Origin of the sequence: Mammaliicoccus lentus (assembly GCF_947036595.1) — a bacterium.
Lineage (GTDB): Bacteria > Bacillota > Bacilli > Staphylococcales > Staphylococcaceae > Mammaliicoccus > Mammaliicoccus lentus.
The window spans coordinates 1256155-1273432 of sequence record NZ_OX344834.1; the positions used below are offsets into that span (position 1 = coordinate 1256155).

A 17278-nucleotide genomic window follows, 5' to 3' on the forward strand; every position below is an offset into this window, starting at 1 on the left:
TCCGAGACATTTTTATATGTCTCGGACTGTGTGTTTTTATATCTAATTTACTCACTGTATATTTCGTCTACTACTTTTTTGAATGATTCAAATGATTTATACTGTTTATCTAAATCATAAATATAACTAACTGCCATAATTTCATCTACATTATATTTTTCTTGGAATGCTAAAAATTGTTTTTTAACTGTTTCTTCACTACCTATAAATGAAGTGTTTGTTTTATCTTGTGCCATATATTTTTCTTGAGGTGACCAAATGTTTTCTAATTGATCTGTTGGTGGTTGTAATGGTAAACGTGAATTTCTAACAATACCTAAGAACATTAAATGCATAGTGGATGATAAATATGTTGCTTCTTCATCTGTTTCTCCTATTATGACATTTAAACATACTGTCACACGTGGTTTATCTAAATACTCAGATGGTTCGAATAAATCACGATAAATTTCTATAGCTTGTGCCATTTGTTGTGGTGCAAAATGAGCTGCAAACACATAAGGTAGACCAAGGCGAGCTGCTAAGTGGGCAGAATCTGTTGATGAACCTAACACGTATATAGGGATATTTGTATCTACACCAGGGTAAGGTCTTACATATGATTGATCTTCTTCAGGACCGAAATATTTTAATAATTGTTTAATGTCATCTCCGAATGTATATACACCTTTATGTGAATCACGTCTTAGTGCAGAAGCAGTCATCATATCAGTGCCGGGAGCGCGACCAAGTCCTAAATTAAGGCGGTTTGGAAACATAGTAGCCATTGTACCAAATTGTTCTGCTACGACTAGTGGAGCGTGGTTAGGAAGCATGATACCACCTGAACCTACCATGATTGAATCTGTATGTTCTAAAGTATGTTGTATTAATAAAGCAGTTGCAGAACTTACTAAATTAGGTGCATTATGATGTTCAGCTATCCAATAACGTTCGTAACCTAATTTTTCTACATGTTGTGCAAGTTGTACCATATTTTGAATCGCTTCTTGCTCTGATTCTCCTTTTCTTAAAGGAACAAGATTCAAAGCAGAAATTGGGAAATGTGATTGCATGTTTAATTCTCCTTACTTATTTATATAATCGAAGTATAACAATAGTAAAGAAGGCGCTCTATGAAATTGCTCATTAAAAGTTGACTAATGTAAAACTTCTCGTTATACTATATGAAAATTTAGCGAAAGGTGGCATCAATATTAGACATGGACATCCAATAATTTTTACGCACTTAATTTGATTACGTAAAAATACCATTGTATTACACAATGATGATTGGATAAATATGTCTAAATATTGTAAGCCACCATTACTGAGAATAGTGTAATGGTGCGTCCTTGTATGTGTAATACATGGGTCGGGAGGCAACATTATGCTATTTTTATTTGAAGAAAAACCATTAGAAATTGAGAATAAACAGCTTATAAAACGTTTGTCATTTCATATCGAAGACCATGAGCATTTAGCCATTATCGGCGTTAATGGTGTTGGTAAATCTACGCTATTACATCATATTCATAAAAATGAATTGATTGATACAGCCATGATGGAACAAGATTTAAGTAAATATGATGATATTGATGTTATGGATTATGTCATGTCTGCATATCCAAAGTTAGTTGAATTGAGAAAAGATTTATCTGACATTGATTCTTTAAATAGTTATATAGAATTAGACGGATATAACGTTGAAAATAACATTATTATTGAAGGGAATAAATTAGGATTATCATCAACACATTTTGAGCAAAAGATAGGCACTTTAAGTGGTGGTGAGCAAACTAAAGTCTCATTTTTAAAAGTTATTTTATCAGATGCACCATTATTATTAATAGACGAACCAACTAACCATATGGATAAAGAGATGAAAGTGTGGTTAATAAAAGCTTTTAAATCAGAACCAAGAGCTATTCTATTCGTATCGCATGATAGAGAGTTTTTAAATGAAACACCAGATGCTATTTTAGAGCTCACAAAAGATGGTGCAACTCGATATTCAGGCCATTATGATGATTATAAAAATCAAAAAGATATTGAAATTGAAACAGAAAAATTAAAATATGAAAAAGAACAGAAAGAACAAAAAGCAATAGAAGAAAGTATTAAGAAATACAAAGAATGGTATCAAAGCGCTGCTCAGAAAGCTTCTGTTCGTAGTCCATATGCTCAAAAACAATTAAGTAAATTAGCTAAAAGATTTAAATCAAAAGAACATCAGTTAAATCGTAAATTAGAAGAATCAAAATCTGATAATCCGTTAGAAGAAAATAAATCCTTTTCTATAGAAAATAATGAATTTAAATCACATTACTTAGTAAGATTCGAAAATGTTTCATTTTCATATAAGAGTCGTGAAATTTTTAAAGACACTTATTTTGAAATAAAGAGAAATCAAACTGTAATTATAGAAGGTAAAAATGGGTCCGGTAAATCTACATTGATACAATTAATTTTAGGTAACTTATTACCAATGAGTGGAGCTGTCAAAAAGCACCCAGACTTAGACATAGGATACTTCTCGCAAGATTTTCAAAATTTAAACCCAAATAACTCGGTATTAGAAGAAGTTATGGATATTGAGAATATGACGATAACAGACGCGAGGACTATTTTAGCGAGTTTTTATTTTGATAAGAGCAGGATGAATGATAAAGTTCGTCAGTTATCAATGGGAGAAAAGTGCAGGTTACAATTTGTAAAATTATATTTTTCTAACCCACACATCTTAATTTTAGATGAACCAACTAATTATTTTGATATTGGTATGCAAGAGAAAATCATACAATTAATCCAAAGTTTTAATGGTGCAGTAATTATTGTGTCGCATGATGAAATTTTTAAAGATGAAATAAGAGACCAAGTTTGGAAGATTGAAAACTGTAAGCTCATTCATGAAAATGTATCTATTAATACACCTATTGATGCTGAATCGATGAAGGAAGAGTTAAAAATATTAGAGCAATTTACAGATGAAAGAAATAAAGAAACAGACTTCTAGTCAATTTTATAAAATGGTGCTAGAATAGTGACATTGAAAACTAAGAAAGGACGTTCAAGATGAAAGTATATGCAGATTATGCAGCGACAACGCCAGTAAAACCTATTGTTACTGAAAAAATAACAGAAATATTATCAGAGCATTATGGAAATCCATCTTCTATACATTCTATAGGTAGAGATGGGAGGAAATATTTAGATCAAGCGAGAAGAGACATTGCATCTGTTTTAGGGTCTCAACCAAATGAAATTATATTTACAAGTGGTGCGACAGAAGCAAACAATACGGCAATAAAAGGCGTTGCGAGAAAAAAAGAAAATCAAGGAAAGCATATTATCACAAGCAGTATAGAGCATCATTCTGTATTGCATGTCTTTGAAGAACTTGAGCGTGAAGGATTTGAAGTCACTTATTTAGATGTTCATCCAAATGGTGTTGTAGATTTAGAACATTTAAAAGAGAGCATTAGACCAGATACAACTTTAATTTCAATTATGCTTGTTAATAATGAAGTTGGAACTGTTCAACCTTTATATGAGATTGCCGAAATAATTGAAGGACAAGAAATTACATTCCATGTCGATGCTGTTCAAGCAATTGGACATATGCCTATTGATTTTAATGAAATGCCTATGGATATGCTAAGTGTTACAGCTCATAAATTTGGTGGTCCAAAAGGTATAGGTGCTTTGCTTGTTAAAAAGGATATTCAGTTTAATACATTTATTCAAGGTGGAGAACAAGAACTAAAGAGAAGAGCAGGTACTGAGAATGTTCCTTATATTTGTGGAATGGCAACAGCTATAATTGAAGCTAATGAAAATATGGATTATCACAATGTACACTTAATGAATTTAAAGCAAAATTTCATCGTAGGATTACAACAAAATGCGATACCATTTGAACTTAATGGAAGTATGACAGATACAACCGGCCATATAACGAATTTATACTTTCCATTTATAGAAGTTGAAACAATGCTTACGTTATTGGATATGTCTAATATTTATGTTTCAAGTGGTTCTGCTTGTACAGCTGGATCTACACTACCATCTCATGTACTACAAGCGATGTTTGGCAATGAAGAAAGAACGAAAAAATCTGTAAGATTTAGTTTTGGATTAGAGACAACTGAAGAAGAGATTAACTATATTGTAAGTGCAATTATGAAAATATATCATCAATTTAAGGAGGAAGAAAATGAATAATCAATCTACCCGTGTAGTCGTAGGTATGAGCGGGGGCGTAGATAGTTCTGTAACTGCGCATATATTAAAAGAACAAGGTTATGATGTCGTAGGCATATTTATGAAAAATTGGGATGACACTGATGAAAATGGTGTCTGTACAGCTACTGAAGACTATAATGATGTTATTGCAGTATGTAACCAACTAGATATTCCTTATTATGCAGTAAATTTTGAAAAAGAATATTGGGATAAAGTGTTTACGTATTTCTTAGATGAGTATAAAAAAGGAAGAACACCAAACCCTGATGTTATGTGTAATAAAGAAATTAAATTCAAAGCATTTTTAAATCATGCTTTAAAACTTGGAGCAGATTATGTTGCTACAGGTCATTATGCTCGTGTAAGACGCGATGGCGATAAAGTAGAAATGCTTAGAGGCGTAGACAATAATAAGGACCAAACTTATTTCTTAAACCAATTAACAGAAGAACAACTTTCTAAAGTTATGTTCCCATTAGGAGAATTAGAAAAAAGTGAAGTACGAAAAATTGCAGAAGAACAAGATTTAGCAACTGCAAAAAAGAAAGATTCTACGGGTATTTGTTTTATCGGCGAAAAAAACTTTAAAACATTTTTATCTCAATATTTACCTGCTCAAAATGGTAAAATGCAAACACTTGATGGCGTAGATATGGGAGAACATACTGGTTTAATGTATTATACAATTGGACAAAGACATGGTCTAGGAATTGGCGGAGACGGAGATCCATGGTTTGTTGTAGGTAAAAATCTTAAAGATAATGTGTTATATGTTGAACAAGGCTTTCACCATGAAGCTTTATATAGTGATTACTTAATCGCTTCTGATATTTCTTTCATCAATGAATTAGATTTCAGCACACCAATTCAGTGTTCTGCAAAATTTAGATATAGACAAAAAGATACAAATGTTACAGTAGAAAAAATTTCAGATAACCAAATTAAAGTCATTTTTGAAGAACCAGTAAGAGCAATTACACCTGGACAAGCTGTCGTATTATATGATGGTGAAGTTTGTTTAGGTGGCGCTACAATTGATGAAGTATATAAAACTGAAAAGCAATTAGACTATATGGTATAAAATTTTTAGAGGTGATATCTTTTAAGATACACCTCTTTTTAATTTTGTTATAATGGTAGTCAATGATAATTTAAAAGGAGTTAAATCATGCATAACGAAAATGAAATCGTAGAATTAATAGAAAATAAAAAATTTGATGAAGCACTCAAATGTTTATTTGAAAATATAGAAGAGAATCCAAATGAAGTGACGAATTACATTAATGCGGGTACTATTTTGGCTGAAGCGGATGAAATAGAAAAAGCAGAAAAATTCTTCCAAAAAGCTATTACTATAAATGAAGAGCACGGTGGTGCATATTATAGTTTAGCGAATTTATATTACAATCAACAAAGATTTGATGAAGCTGTTAAATTATATCAATTTGCTATTCAAAAAGGTTTAAATGATTCAGATACTAACTTTATGTTAGGCATGTGTTTTAACGAATTAGGAGCACATACTGAAGCAATGCCATACGTTATGAGAGCTCATGAACTAAAACCAGATGATTTAGAAATAGCTTTTCAATATGGTTTAACACTTTGCCAAGTAGAAATGTTTGGAGAAGCCATAACGCAATTAGAAAATGTGCTTGAAAAAGATTCACAACATGTGGATGCATTATATAATTTAGGATTAGCAAAATATATGAAAAATGAAGATGCTGAAGAAGCGTTACAATACTTCAATAAAGCAGTAGAGATACAACCGGACCATTTATTAAGTGGACACGCAATTAAAATGTTTGAACAAATGTCAGAGGAGGACTAGCATTGGAAAATTTATCTTTATTTGATCTTTCACATGTTAAAGGTGAAGTTATTAGAATATTATTTCAAAATAGTGATAACTATTACACTGTTATAAAAGTTGATGTGATGGATTCAAATGAAGATTTTGACCATGAAGTCACTATAGTAGGGTACTTTCCTCAAATTGTAGAAGGTGAAACTTATCTTTTTAAAGGTAAGGTTATTGAACATCCTAAATATGGAAAGCAACTTCAAGCTGACACTTTCGAGAAAGAATTACCTCAAACGAAACAAGGTGTCATTCATTATTTGTCCAGTGATTTATTTAAAGGAATAGGTAAGAAAACTGCAGAGACAATCGTCAATAAATTGGGTGAAAATGCACTACAAAAAATATTGGATGATCCAGATGTATTAGAAGAAATACCTAAATTAAACAAACAAAAACGTAGTACTATAGTAGAATCTATAAGAGAAAATCAAGCGATAGAACGCATAATGATAAAGTTAAATGAATTAGGATTTGGACCTAAACTAGCCATGAGTATTTATCAAACGTATAAAGAAGAAACAATGAACATCATAAAACAGTCTCCTTATCGATTAGTTATGGATATAAATGGTATTGGTTTTCAAAGAGCAGACCAAATCGCTGAACAAATTGGTATTTCAAAAGACCATAATGAACGTGTTGTGGCGGGTGTGAATTACTATTTAGATCAGCAATCGTTACAAAACGGTCATACATTTTTACCGATTGATATTTTAATCAATGGTGCATATGAATTATTAAATCATAACCAACCTGAAGTTGTAGCAAAAGAGCAAATTAATGATGTTATCGTTGAGATGAGTGAAGAAAGTAAAATTATAATAGAAGACAATAATTGTTTCATGCCATCTTTATATTACTCAGAAGCTAAAAGTGTTCAAATTATGCATAGATTGTATCAACACCAAGAAGATTTAAAAGAAATTGAAAAAAGTGATTTACAACTTCATATTGGTGAAATAGAAGACATGAATGACGTTTCTTATGCTGAAGGGCAGAAGAATGCACTCGAAACAGCCATCAATAATAAAATGATGTTATTAACAGGTGGTCCTGGTACAGGTAAGACGACTGTTATAAGAGGAATATGTGAGCTATATTCTGAAATTCATGGCGTTAGTTTGGATTATGATGATTATCAAGAAGGAACTGATTTTCCAATAGTTTTAGCAGCTCCAACAGGAAGAGCAGCTAAAAGATTAAGTGAATCAACTGGTTTAGAAGCCATGACTATCCATAGATTGATAGGTTGGAGTAAAGATACTCAACCTGATGATGTATTAGATAATGATATACATGCTCATTTAATTATATTGGATGAAATGTCTATGGTTGATACATGGTTAATGTACCAATTTTTAAGAGCAGTACCTGATTATGCGCAAATTATTTTTGTAGGTGATGAAGATCAATTACCTTCAGTTGGGCCTGGTCAAATATTCAAAGATTTAATTGATTCAAAAGTCATTCCACGTGTGAACTTAACAGAAGTATATAGGCAACAAGAAGGTTCATCAATCATTGATTTAGCACATAAAATAAAAAATAATATTCCAGTTTCTATTAATGAAAAACATCATGACCGCTCATTTATCAGTTGTAACAGTAACCAAATTGCTTCAGTCGTTGAAAAAGTTGTTCAAGGTGCAGTTAAAAAAGGATATAATATGCAAGATATTCAAGTTCTTGCGCCAATATATCGTGGTCCAGCAGGTATCAATAAGTTAAATCAATTACTTCAAGACATTTTAAATCCTAAAACTGAAGAAACAAGGTTTTTACAATACGGTGAAGTAGAGTATCGTGAACAGGATAAAGTACTACAGCTTATTAATAGACCGGACGATAACGTGTTTAATGGTGATATTGGTGTTGTTATAGGTGTATATAAAGCTGAAGAAAATGCTTTGGGGAAAGATGTTATTATCGTTGATTATGAGGGAAATGAAATAACTTACACGAAACAAGATTTATCAGAGGTTACACATGCATATTGTTGTTCAATTCATAAATCACAAGGCTCGGAATTTCCGATTGTTATCATGCCTATTGTTAGACAATACTTTAGAATGTTACAGAAAAACATTTTATATACTGGTTTAACAAGAGCAAAACAGTCTTTAGTTGTCTGTGGTGAGGAAAATGCTTTTAATCAAGGTATTAAAACATTAGGAAATGGACGTATGACGTCTTTCGATACAAAACTTAAACTGTATTTTAGTAATGATGATACAGAGGAACCAACTGAAATCAAAAATTTGATACTGACAGAAGAAAATATGTATGAAGTTGATCCAATGATAAACATGCAAAATAAAACACCTTATGACTTCATGAAATAATTGACATACAAAATAACTCTGCTTATAATCAAATAGAATACAAAAAGAAGAGGAGTAAATAAATAATCGCTTAGAGAGACATGTTGGTTGGTGAAAAACATGACATTATTTATTGAACGCTGCTTCTTTGAACTATAATCAAATAAACTTAAAGTGATGACATTGTGTCATAACTAGGGTGGTACCGCGATACGTTCGTCCCTTTTTTAGGGATGGGCGTTTTTTATTTATTTTGAGGAGTGATTTGAATGAAAAATTTAAAAGCTAGTGAAATAAGACAGATGTACATTGATTTCTTCGTAGAAAAAGGGCATATGGTTGAACCATCAGCACCTTTAGTACCTATCGATGATGATACGTTATTATGGATAAATTCTGGGGTTGCGACATTGAAGAAATATTTCGATGGCCGTGAAATACCTAAAAATCCTAAAATTGTTAACGCTCAAAAGGCAATTCGTACAAACGATATTGAAAATGTAGGGTTTACAGCAAGACATCATACATTCTTTGAAATGTTAGGTAATTTCTCAATTGGTAACTATTTCAAAAAAGAAGCTATTCAATATGCATGGGAGTTTTTAACAAGCGAACGTTGGATGGCTATGGATCATGAAAAACTGTACGTTACGATACATCCAGAAGATACAGAAGCTTATGATTTGTGGCATGACATGATTGGTTTGGAAGAGAGTAGAATTATTAGAATCGAAGGTAACTTTTGGGATATAGGTGAAGGACCGTCTGGACCTAATACTGAAATCTTTTATGACCGCGGTGAAACCTATGGACAAGAAGATCCTGAAGAAGAAATGTACCCAGGTGGAGAAAACGAGCGTTACTTAGAAGTTTGGAATTTAGTATTCAGTGAGTTTAACCATAATAGTGATCACACATATACACCATTACCTAATCAAAATATTGATACGGGATTGGGTCTAGAAAGAATGACATCTATTGCTCAAGATGTTCCAACAAACTATGATACTGATTTATTTATTCCAATTATTGAACAAGTAGAACTTATTAGTGGTTTGAAATATCGAGAAAATAAAGAACAAGATACAGCATTCAAAGTTATTTCTGATCATATTAGAACGATTAGTTTTGCTATTAGTGATGGCGCACTACCTGCTAACGAAGGTCGTGGATACGTATTAAGAAGGTTATTAAGAAGAGCAGTACGTTTTAGCCAAAGTTTAAAAATTAATGAACCTTTCTTATATAAACTAGTTGATATTGTTGCAGAAATAATGGAACCATACTATCCAAATGTAAAAGAACAAAGCGATTTCATCAAGAAAGTAGTTAAATCAGAAGAAGACCGTTTCCATGAAACTTTAGAAGAAGGTCTTGCGATTCTTAACACGATGATGCTTAAAGCTAAAGAGAATAATCATATATTATCAGGTTCAGATGCATTTAAACTTTATGATACTTACGGTTTCCCAATTGAGTTAACAGAAGAAATCACAACTCAAGAAGGTATATCAATAGATGAAGAAGGCTTTGCGGATGAAATGCGTCAGCAAAGAGAAAGAGCAAGAGCAGCTCGTCAAAAAACGCAATCTATGCAAGTTCAAAATGAAGTGTTGAGTAAATTAACAACACCGAGCACATTTGTTGGTTATGATAAAACAGAAATACAAACAGAAATTACAGATATTATTCTAAACGGCGAAATATGTGAAGAAGCAGAAAGTGGAGAAACGATACAATTTATTTTAAGAGAAACGCCATTTTATGCAATTTCTGGTGGACAAGTTGCCGATACAGGAATCATTAGACATGATCAATTCGAAATTGCAGTGACAGAAGTTACTAAAGCACCAAATGGTCAAAACTTACACACTGGTCATGTTACATTTGGACAAGTTCATGTAGGCACTACAGTTGATGCATTTGTAAATAAAGATGAAAGAAGAAGTATTACAAAAAATCATTCTGCTACCCATTTATTACATGCAGCATTAAAAGAAGTATTAGGAAATCATGTTAACCAAGCTGGTTCATTAGTTGAAAGCGAAAGATTAAGATTTGATTTCTCTCACTTTGGACAAGTAACTGCTGAAGAATTAGAACAAATAGAGCAAATAGTGAACGAAAAAATTTGGGAAAACATTGCAGTCCAAATTGAAGAAATGTCTATCGATAAAGCTAAAGAAAAAGGTGCAATGGCATTATTCGGTGAAAAATACGGTGATATTGTACGCGTTGTAGATATGTCGCCATTCTCTATTGAGCTTTGTGGTGGTATACATGTCCAAAACACAAGCGAAATTGGATTGTTTAAAATCGTTTCAGAATCAGGTACTGGTGCAGGTGTAAGAAGAATAGAAGCAGTAACTGGCAAGGTAGCATACGAAACATTAAAAGAAACAGAGCAAATTCTTAACGATGTAATGAGTCATGTTAAAGTAAAAGAGCAAGATAGAACAATAGAAAAAATCGATCAAATTCAACAACAAATTAAAGACTTAGAAAAAGAACTTCAACATAAAAATAAAGTTATTACGGATTTAAAAACAGGTAATATTGAAGAAAGTGTAGAAGAAATTAACGGTATAAAAGTATTGTCTACACAAGTTGAAGCAGAAAATCCAAAAGTATTGAGAACAATTATGGATGACTATAAATCAAAAATGCAAGATACCGTATTGTTGTTAGCAAGTGTTAACGGCGAAAAAGTATCATTAGTAGCTTCAGTTCCAAAATCATTAACAGATAAAGTTAAAGCAGGAGATATCATTAAAGAAGCTGCTCAAATTACAAATGGTAAAGGTGGCGGTCGTCCTGATATGGCACAAGGTGGCGGTACTGATCCTTCCAAAGTAACAGAAGCATTACAGTTTGTTAAAAACTACATTAAAACTCTATAATTTTAAGTATTAAAGGAATATGATATAATTAATACTAAGTTAATGGAGTTAAGGAGTGTAAAAAAAGATGAATAATTTTGATAAAACAATGAAATTTAATTATGATGAATTTCCAAAAGAAGATGTCAAAACAGTACTACAAAATGTTTATCGCACTTTAGAAGAAAGAGGATATAATCCAGTGAATCAAATTGTTGGATATTTACTTTCTGGTGATCCTGCGTATATCCCTAGACACAATGAAGCTAGAAATCAAATAAGACGCTTAGACAGAGATGATATAATGGAAGAACTAGTATCAACTTATTTAAAGCAAGAAAATGAATTCAATGCTTAACAAGAGGATAATTGGTTTAGACGTTGGAAGTAAGACTATAGGTGTAGCTGTAAGTGACGCTATGGGATGGACAGCTCAAGGTATCGATACACTCCAAATTAACGAAGAAACAGAAGATTTTGGCTTTGATGAATTAATCAAAATTATAGATCAATATGATGTTGACACTGTCATTATTGGATTGCCTAAGAATATGAATAATTCAATCGGCCCACGTGGTGAAGCTTCCATCTACTTTAAAGAATTATTAGAGAAGAAAAGACCTGATTTGAAGTTGAAATTGTGGGATGAAAGATTAAGTACTGTCGGCGCTGAACGAACATTACTTGAAGCGGACGTATCTCGTAAAAAAAGAAAAAAAGTAATAGATAAAATGGCTGCAGTATTTATATTACAAGGTTATTTGGATTCTATTAAATAACGCATACAGAGGAGAATTAATAATGAGTGAACAAAATCATGAAGGACATTTAGAAATTAATAACGAAGAGGAATTACTAACTTTAATCGATGAGAATAATAACGAAGTTCTTTATCGTAAAGTGTTAGAATTCTACCATCCTGAATTCAAAAAAGAATATATCATCTTAGCAGAAGAAGGTTCGGATCAAGACGAAGAAATTGAACTGATTCCAATGATTAATGAAGCTAATGATGACGGTGAAGGCGGAAAATTATTACCAGTTGAAACAGATGAAGAGTGGGATATGATTGAAGAAATCGTAAACACTGAAATGGATGATATCTAAACTTCACTTGTAATAGTACACTTTGTCCCTAATGTGATATAATCATTAGGGACAATTTATTTATCTAAGGAGTAAAAGTGGCTTATGAAGAAAAATAGTATTTATAAAGATGCAAGGTTGTTATCTAAGTATATAAGTTTAACGATTTTAGTCATCCTTTTCTTATTATTTATACTAACAGTTTTAATAGGGTTAATTGTTGCAGGAGTAAATACGAGACCAGTAAATGCTGACAGCAATGAAAAAATCATCATAACTGTTAATCCAAATACTACGACTGAAACGTTAAGTCACCAACTTGCAGATAAAAATATTATAAGAAACGCTACGACATTCAAATATTATTTAAAATTAAATAATATTTCTAGCTTTCAAGCAGGTGAATATAAGTTTTCGCCATCTATGACGCTCAAAGAAATAGCGAAAAGTTTAGAATCTGGTAAAGTTTATTTAAAAACTGCTGTTCAATTTGAAATAAAAGAAGGTTCTACAATTGAACTAATAGCGGGAGTAGTAGAAGAGAACACTTCAATATCAAGAGAAACTTTTAAGAAGAAAATGCGGGATAGAGACTACATAAAGAAATTCCAAAAAAAATATCCTGACATGTTAACTGACGAGATAATGAATAAAGATATTAGATATCCTTTAGAAGGGTATTTAGCTCCGAATACATATCAATATTCAGAAAGTGATGTATCATTAGATGATATTATAGATGAAATGTTGAAGAATACTTATGACACTACATTTAAGAAATATAAAGACAATGGTGCTTTTAAGATAACAAAAAACTACCAAGAAACTGAAATTACATTCCATGAATATATGACATTATCTTCAATAGTTGAGTCGGAAATGAAGAAGATAACTGACAAATCAAGATATATTTCGTTATTAATAAACAGAATAGAAAATAACCCGCAAAGTGCTTTAGATTCTGACGCGACTGTTAGATATGCAGTTAGAAAAGAACCAAATGAGGATTTGTCAGAAAGTGACTTTAATAATGACTCGAAATATAACTCTTATACACACAAGGGTATTCCAATTGGATCAATAAGCAATATTTCTGAAGAAACAGCTAGTACAACAATTAATCCACCAGATACGGATTACTATTATTTTACAAAAAACAATAGTGGTAAAGTATTATTCTCATCTAGTTTAAAAGAACAAAAAGAAAACCAATCTAAATAAAATATTAAAGCAAGAACGCTGAAACTGATTATAAGCGTTCTTGTTTTAAATTTACTCTTACTATTTATGTCATTATGTGATAAAATATCTAATGTTTATAAAACCATATAAATAAATGAGTGAGACATACTAACTAGTTATATAAACTAGTTGGGTTTTTTATTATATTCAAGTGTAAGGAAGTCATGACATGGATAAAGATATAGAGTATATTGAACAATTGTTATTTCAAAACTCATCTCAAATTGATGATTTGAGACCGTATGCTGCTCAACATAATGTCCCAATTATGGATAAGATATCGACCGAATTTGTAAAACAAATTATTAGAATAAAAGAAGCTAAAAATATTTTAGAAATTGGTACAGCTATTGGATATAGTGCAATGCATTTCGCTTCATGTCATAACGATATTAAAGTTTGGACTATTGAAAGAAATGAAGAAATGTATGAGCTAGCTGCTCGCAATATAAAACAATATGGTTTTGAAAATCAAGTTAATCCCATTTTCGCTGATGCTTTAAAAGCAGAAAAATTCATTCCAAATGAAATTAAATTTGATATGATATTTATTGATGCAGCTAAGGCTCAATCACAAAAGTTTTTCGAGCTATATGAGCCATTTTAAAAAATGATGGGGTCATTATTACTGATAATATTTTATATCATGGATTTGTAAGTGATATCGATATTGTTAGAAGTAGAAATGTAAGACAAATGGTTAAAAAAGTTAAAAATTATAATGAGTGGTTAATAAATCGCAAAGACTATAAGACAACTTTAATGAACGTAGGAGATGGCATAGCTATTTCTAAAAAGGAGTTAGAAGTATGACAGAATTACTAGTTACGCCTAAGTCAATCAACCACATTGAGACTTTAATTGAATTAGGTGCAGATGCGTTTGTCATTGGTGAAGAAAAATTTGGCTTAAGACTAGCAGGAGAATTTAAAGAACCAGAATTACGTGAGGCTATTAAAATTATTCATGAACATGGTAAAAAAGCATATGTAGCTGTAAATGCTATTTTTCATAATGAACATATAGCTGATCTAGAAGCATATATTGATTTATTACATGAATTAAACGTTGACCGCATTATTTTTGGAGATCCTGCAGTATTGATGGCAGTAAAAGAACAAGAGAACCCAATACCTTTAAATTGGAATGCTGAAACTATTGTCACAAATCATTTCCAATGTAATTATTGGGGAGAACGCGGTGCTAATAGAGCAGTTCTTGCACGTGAACTAAGCATAGAAGAAGTAATCGAAATAAAGAAAAACAGCAATGTGGAAATAGAAGTGCAAGTTCATGGAATGACATGTATGTTCCAATCTAAACGTAAACTGCTAGGTAATTACTTTATGTATCAAGATAAAGTAATGAAGATAGAAAACAGAAAAGAAAATAAAGATATGCTATTGTATGATGAAGAACGAAGTAATAAATATCCAATTTATGAAGATAGCAATGGTACGCATATTATGAGTCCTAATGATATTTGTTTAATTGAAGACTTAGAAGAGCTATTAGAAGCAAATATTGACAGTTTAAAAATTGATGGTGTTTTACAAACAGAAGAATATATAAATGTAGCTACAGAGCAGTATAGACAAGCCATCGATTTATATAACGAAGACCCAGAATTGTATGAAGATGAAAAATTTATGTTATTAGAGCCTATTGAAGATGTTCAAAAAGATCATCGTCCAATGGATCAAGGTTTCTTATTTAAACAAACAGTTTACTAAGTTAGATTAAAGGAATGATTAAAATGAAAGTATTAGAACCTATTGGCGCTAGTCGTAAATCAAAATTGAAAAAACCAGAATTACTAGCACCTGCAGGCAATTTAGAAAAATTAAAAATTGCTGTCCATTATGGTGCAGACGCTGTCTTTTTAGGTGGACAAGAATATGGGTTGAGATCTAATGCTGATAATTTCACTATGGAAGAGATAGCTGAAGGTGTTCAGTTTGCTGATAAATATGGTGCTAAAATATACGTTACGACAAACATATTTGCTCATGATGAGAATATTCCAGGCTTGGAAGATTACTTAAAAGGATTAAGTAATACAGGTGCTCATGGCATAATAGTTGCCGATCCACTTATTATTGAAACATGTAAACGTGTTGCGCCTAATTTAGAAATTCATTTAAGTACACAACAGTCATTATCTAATTATCGCGCTGTTCAATATTGGAAAGAAGAAGGCTTAGAAAGAGTAGTGTTAGCTCGTGAAACTAGTGCTGAAGAAATGCGTGAAATGAAAGAAAAAGTAGATATTGAAATAGAAACTTTCATCCACGGTGCTATGTGTATTGCATACTCTGGCAGATGTACATTAAGTAATCATATGACAGCGAGAGACTCAAATAGAGGTGGTTGTTGTCAAAGTTGCCGTTGGGATTATGATTTAATAACAGTTGAAGAAGATGGCGAATTAGAGCCTTATTTTGGCGATGAAGATACTACACCGTTTGCAATGAGTCCAAAAGACTTGAAATTAATCGAATCTATACCTAAAATGATGGACATCGGTATTGATTCTTTAAAAATTGAAGGTCGTATGAAACCTATGCACTATATCGCAACAGTTGTATCCGTTTATAGAAAAGTTATCGATAGCTACGCTGAAGATCCAGAGAACTTTAAAATTGATCCAGAATGGTTAGTTGAACTTGATAAATGTGCTAATAGAGATACAGCTCCAGCATTCTTTGAAGGTGTCCCTCATTTTGAAGAGCAAATGTTTGGCCGCGAAGCAAATAAAAAAACACCTTTTGATTTTTGTGGTTTAGTGATAGACTATGACCCAGAATCACAAATTGCAACTATTCAACAAAGAAATTATTTTAAGCCTGGTCAGAAAATTGAATTCTTTGGACCTGAAATTGATAATTTCACACAAGTTATTGATAAAATATATGACGAAGATGGCGTGGAATTAGATGCAGCGAGACATCCACTACAAATAATACAAATTAAAGTGGATCATCCAATATACCCAAATAATATGATGAGAAAGGGATTAGTTTGATGGGAAAGACAACAATAATAGGTATTGCAGGGGGTTCTGGTTCAGGGAAAACTTCTGTAACATCCGAGATAATGAAAGATTTAGATGGATATAGTGTTGCTTTAATTGAACAAGATTACTATTATAAAGATCAATCACATATGTCTTTTGAAGATAGGTTGAAGACAAATTATGATCATCCATTTGCTTTCGATAACGAAAGGTTAGTGAATGATTTAAAAAATCTTAAAGAGGGAAATGTAATTGAAGTTCCAACTTATGATTATTCAAATCATACTAGAAGTGATAAGACAATTAGGTTCGAACCTAAAGACGTAATTATACTTGAAGGTATATTCGCTTTAGAAAATGAAGATTTAAGAGATTTGATGGATGTTAAGATTTATGTTGATACTGACGCTGATCTTAGAATACTTCGACGTTTAACGAGAGATATTAAAGAGCGTGGACGTACAATGGATTCAGTAATAGATCAATACCTATCAGTTGTTAGACCTATGCATATTCAATTTATAGAACCTACAAAAAAATATGCAGACATCATTATCCCTGAAGGTGGTAGTAATAAGGTTGCAATAGACATCATGACGACTAAGATTCAATCATTAGTCCAAAATATCTAAATAATTACAAA

14 protein-coding genes, 1 pseudogene and 1 other annotated feature are annotated in these 17278 nt (G+C 31.7%); of the genes and pseudogenes, 14 read left to right on the plus strand and 1 reads right to left on the minus strand.

What is annotated here, in order from left to right; genetic code table 11:
- Nucleotides 1-47: 47 nt before the first annotated feature.
- Complete coding sequence (locus ACNMOQ_RS06235; protein WP_064204501.1) at nucleotides 48-1055, minus strand: LLM class flavin-dependent oxidoreductase; 1008 nt, start codon at nucleotides 1053-1055, stop codon at nucleotides 48-50.
- Between the two features lie 314 nt (nucleotides 1056-1369).
- On the opposite strand from ACNMOQ_RS06235, the gene sal(B) reads away from it, so the two are divergent.
- The 14 genes and pseudogenes from sal(B) to udk all read left to right on the plus strand — a co-directional run bounded on the left by sal(B) (nucleotide 1370) and on the right by udk (nucleotide 17267).
- Complete coding sequence (gene sal(B), locus ACNMOQ_RS06240) at nucleotides 1370-2995, plus strand: ABC-F type ribosomal protection protein Sal(B) (RefSeq protein WP_416350356.1); 1626 nt, start codon at nucleotides 1370-1372, stop codon at nucleotides 2993-2995.
- A 59-nt stretch (nucleotides 2996-3054) separates the two neighbouring features.
- A complete protein-coding gene (locus tag ACNMOQ_RS06245; protein ID WP_416350357.1) occupies nucleotides 3055-4203 on the plus strand; it encodes a cysteine desulfurase family protein in 1149 nt (382 codons plus the stop codon).
- A complete protein-coding gene (mnmA, locus tag ACNMOQ_RS06250) occupies nucleotides 4196-5305 on the plus strand; it encodes a tRNA 2-thiouridine(34) synthase MnmA (protein ID WP_070045745.1) in 1110 nt (369 codons plus the stop codon). The genes ACNMOQ_RS06245 and mnmA overlap by 8 nt, the downstream gene beginning before the upstream one ends.
- 87 nt (nucleotides 5306-5392) lie before the next feature.
- Entirely contained in the window at nucleotides 5393-6058 is a 666-nt protein-coding gene (locus tag ACNMOQ_RS06255; protein WP_103268857.1) for a tetratricopeptide repeat protein, read from the plus strand.
- A 2-nt stretch (nucleotides 6059-6060) separates the two neighbouring features.
- The gene (gene recD2, locus ACNMOQ_RS06260; protein ID WP_016998513.1) at nucleotides 6061-8433 is read left to right on the plus strand and encodes an SF1B family DNA helicase RecD2; all 2373 of its coding nucleotides are present in this window, start codon (nucleotides 6061-6063) and stop codon (nucleotides 8431-8433) included.
- Between the two features lie 38 nt (nucleotides 8434-8471).
- Nucleotides 8472-8639, plus strand: a binding site (T-box leader).
- Between the two features lie 42 nt (nucleotides 8640-8681).
- A complete protein-coding gene (alaS, locus tag ACNMOQ_RS06265; RefSeq protein ID WP_416350358.1) occupies nucleotides 8682-11312 on the plus strand; it encodes an alanine--tRNA ligase in 2631 nt (876 codons plus the stop codon).
- A gap of 67 nt (nucleotides 11313-11379) precedes the next feature.
- Nucleotides 11380-11649, plus strand: a complete 270-nt coding sequence (locus tag ACNMOQ_RS06270) for an IreB family regulatory phosphoprotein (RefSeq protein ID WP_016998515.1) — start codon at nucleotides 11380-11382, stop codon at nucleotides 11647-11649.
- Nucleotides 11642-12070, plus strand: a complete 429-nt coding sequence (gene ruvX / locus ACNMOQ_RS06275; RefSeq protein WP_016998516.1) for a Holliday junction resolvase RuvX — start codon at nucleotides 11642-11644, stop codon at nucleotides 12068-12070. The genes ACNMOQ_RS06270 and ruvX overlap by 8 nt, the downstream gene beginning before the upstream one ends.
- 22 nt (nucleotides 12071-12092) lie before the next feature.
- Nucleotides 12093-12398, plus strand: a complete 306-nt coding sequence (locus ACNMOQ_RS06280) for a DUF1292 domain-containing protein (RefSeq protein WP_016998517.1) — start codon at nucleotides 12093-12095, stop codon at nucleotides 12396-12398.
- A gap of 84 nt (nucleotides 12399-12482) precedes the next feature.
- Nucleotides 12483-13598, plus strand: coding sequence for an endolytic transglycosylase MltG (mltG, locus tag ACNMOQ_RS06285; protein WP_416350359.1), 1116 nt, complete (start codon nucleotides 12483-12485; stop codon nucleotides 13596-13598).
- 190 nt (nucleotides 13599-13788) lie between these two features.
- Nucleotides 13789-14432, plus strand: a pseudogene (locus ACNMOQ_RS06290) (O-methyltransferase).
- Nucleotides 14429-15352, plus strand: coding sequence for a peptidase U32 family protein (locus ACNMOQ_RS06295; protein WP_016998520.1), 924 nt, complete (start codon nucleotides 14429-14431; stop codon nucleotides 15350-15352). The pseudogene ACNMOQ_RS06290 and the gene ACNMOQ_RS06295 overlap by 4 nt, the downstream one beginning before the upstream one ends.
- Before the next feature lie 23 nt (nucleotides 15353-15375).
- Nucleotides 15376-16644, plus strand: coding sequence for a peptidase U32 family protein (locus ACNMOQ_RS06300; RefSeq protein ID WP_416350360.1), 1269 nt, complete (start codon nucleotides 15376-15378; stop codon nucleotides 16642-16644).
- The gene (udk, locus tag ACNMOQ_RS06305; protein ID WP_016998522.1) at nucleotides 16644-17267 is read left to right on the plus strand and encodes a uridine kinase; all 624 of its coding nucleotides are present in this window, start codon (nucleotides 16644-16646) and stop codon (nucleotides 17265-17267) included. Before ACNMOQ_RS06300 ends, udk begins: the two co-directional genes overlap by 1 nt.
- Nucleotides 17268-17278 lie beyond the last annotated feature (11 nt).